This window comes from Candidatus Methylomirabilota bacterium, from assembly GCA_035260325.1.
Lineage (GTDB): Bacteria > Methylomirabilota > Methylomirabilia > Rokubacteriales > CSP1-6 > AR19.
Genome location: DATFVL010000292.1, coordinates 1 through 2,157, shown reverse-complemented (window position 1 = coordinate 2,157; position 2,157 = coordinate 1). Strand labels below are relative to the sequence as shown.

Sequence of the window (2,157 nt, the reverse complement as noted above, 5' to 3'; positions counted from 1 at the left end):
CCGGCGGCTGGACGAGGGCGTGGTTCAGGAAGAGGACGCGCTCCTGCGCCATGCGGTACCAGCGCCGGGCATTCTCCTGGTACGGGGCGTAGAACTCGGCGTTGGCGCCGAGCGTGGCGAGGAACGACGCCTTGTAATCGGGCGAGCGCCCCATCCAGCCGTAGGTCAGCCGCGCCCAGGCGGCGATCGCGTCGCGCGCGGCGACGAGCTCCGCGACGCTCGCCGGCGCTCGAAAGTACCGGTGCGTGACGCCGCCCGAGCCGGTGTCCGTCGCGCACGTCAGCACGTCGCGCGTGGCCGGGTCGTGGAGCGCGTCGTAGAGGCGCGCCAGCATGCGCGCCGGGTTGCGGAAGGCCGGATGCGCCGTCACGTCTTTGACCCGCTCGCCGTAGATCCAGATCTCGCGCCCGCCGCGCAGGGACTCCAGGAACTCAGCGCCCGTGAACGGTGTCATGGCCCGCTCCTTTCGCGACTTCTGGGATGAAGGATATACTCGGCGCGCCATGAACGGACGGGCGTTCGTCTTCACCGGGGTGGAGAAGCCCTTCGAGGCGCGCGAGTTCCCGCTGCCCGACGTCGAGCCCGACGGCATCCTGGTCCGCGTGACCGTCGCCAACATCTGCGGCTCGGACCTGCACGGCTGGCACGGCCGCACGCCGCGGAGCGGCCCCACGATCATGGGGCACGAGATGACGGGCCGGGTCGCCCGGCTCGGCGCGCGCGTGACGACGGACGCCGCCGGCGCGCCGCTCGCCGAGGGCGACCGGATCGTCTACTCCTACTTCTACCCGTGCCGGCGCTGCGACGTCTGCCGCGCGGGCGACCCGCATCACTGCACGGCGCGGCGCATCGGCGCCGGCCGCGCGCGGAGCGACGCGCCGCCCCACTTCACGGGCGCCTACGCCGACTACTATTACCTCCAGCCCGGCCACTACGTGCTGAAGGCGCCGGACGCGCTCGACGACCTCACGCTGGCGCCGCTCAACTGCGCCCTCGCCCAGGTGATCTACGGTCTCCACCAGGCGGGCTTCCAGGCGGGCGAGACCGTCGTGATCCAGGGGGCCGGCGGGCTCGGCCTCTTCGCCACCGCGGTCGCGCGCGAGCGCGGGGCCGCGCGCGTCGTCGTCCTCGACCGGATCGCCGAGCGCCTGAAGCTCGCGCAGGCCTTCGGCGCCGACCACGCGCTGAACGTGGACGACTTCGCCACGGGCGACGCGCGGGCGAAGGCCGTCCGCGAGCTGACGGGCGGCGGCGGTCACGTCGTCATGGAGCTGGTCGGCCATCCCGCCGCGCTCGCCGAGGGGCTCGCGATGGCGCGCGCCGAGGGCCGCTACGTCGTCATCGGCAACATCGCCGCCGACCAGACGATCGCGTTCAACCCGGCGTGGCTCGTCCACCTGAATCGCCGGATGCTCGGCGTCGGCGGCTACCAGGCTTGGGCGCTCCGGCGCGGGCTCGAGCTCCTCGAGCGCGCGCACGACCGCTATCCCTTCCGCGCGATCATGTCGCACCGGTTCCCGCTCGAGCGGATCACCGAGGCGTTCGCGAACGCCGACCAGGGCAAGGCCGTCCGCACCGCGCTGATCTGCGCGCCCGACCTCGTCCGCGGCTAGCGGCCATCGAGCGGGTGAGCGGGACGAGAGCCGGCCGCGTGTTACCATGCGCGCTATGATGGACACGACGATCCGCGTGGGCTTCGTGGGCGCGGGCAACAACACCCGCCGGCGGCACATCCCGGGGTTCAAGGCGCTGCCCGGCGTCGAGCTGGTCGCGGTCGCGAACCGCACCAAGGAGTCGGGCGAGCGCGTCGCGCGCGAGTTCGGCGTCGCCCGGGTGCACGCGGACTGGCGGGAGGTCGTGCGGGCCCCCGACGTGGACGCGGTCTGCATCGGGACCTGGCCCTACATGCACTGCGAGATCACGCTGGCCGCCCTCGAGCACGGCAAGCACGTCCTCTGCGAGGCGCGCATGGCCATGAACGCCGCCGAGGGCCGGCGCATGCTCGACGCCGCGCGCCGGGCGCCCAGGCTCGTCGCCCAGCTCGTGCCGGCGCCCCACACGCTCGAGGTGGACGCGACCCTCCAGCGCCTGCTGGCCGAGGGCTACGCGGGCGAGGTGCTCGCGGTCGAGCTCCAGGCGGGGCAGGGGCGCTTCGCG

General features: G+C 73.7%; 3 protein-coding genes. 2 read left to right on the top strand and 1 reads right to left on the bottom strand.

Translation table 11 applies throughout. The features are described from left to right. A partial coding sequence (locus VKG64_18680) for a 4-hydroxyphenylacetate 3-hydroxylase N-terminal domain-containing protein (protein ID HKB27067.1) occupies window positions 1-454 on the bottom strand: 454 nt, incomplete at its 3' end. Between the two features lie 49 nt (window positions 455-503). Here VKG64_18680 and VKG64_18675 point away from each other — a divergent pair. Together VKG64_18675 and VKG64_18670 are read left to right on the top strand one after the other, a co-directional pair. Continuing rightward, the gene (locus VKG64_18675) at window positions 504-1,613 is read left to right on the top strand and encodes a zinc-binding dehydrogenase (protein HKB27066.1); all 1,110 of its coding nucleotides are present in this window, start codon (window positions 504-506) and stop codon (window positions 1,611-1,613) included. A 46-nt stretch (window positions 1,614-1,659) separates the two neighbouring features. Next, a partial coding sequence (locus VKG64_18670; protein HKB27065.1) for a Gfo/Idh/MocA family oxidoreductase occupies window positions 1,660-2,157 on the top strand: 498 nt, incomplete at its 3' end.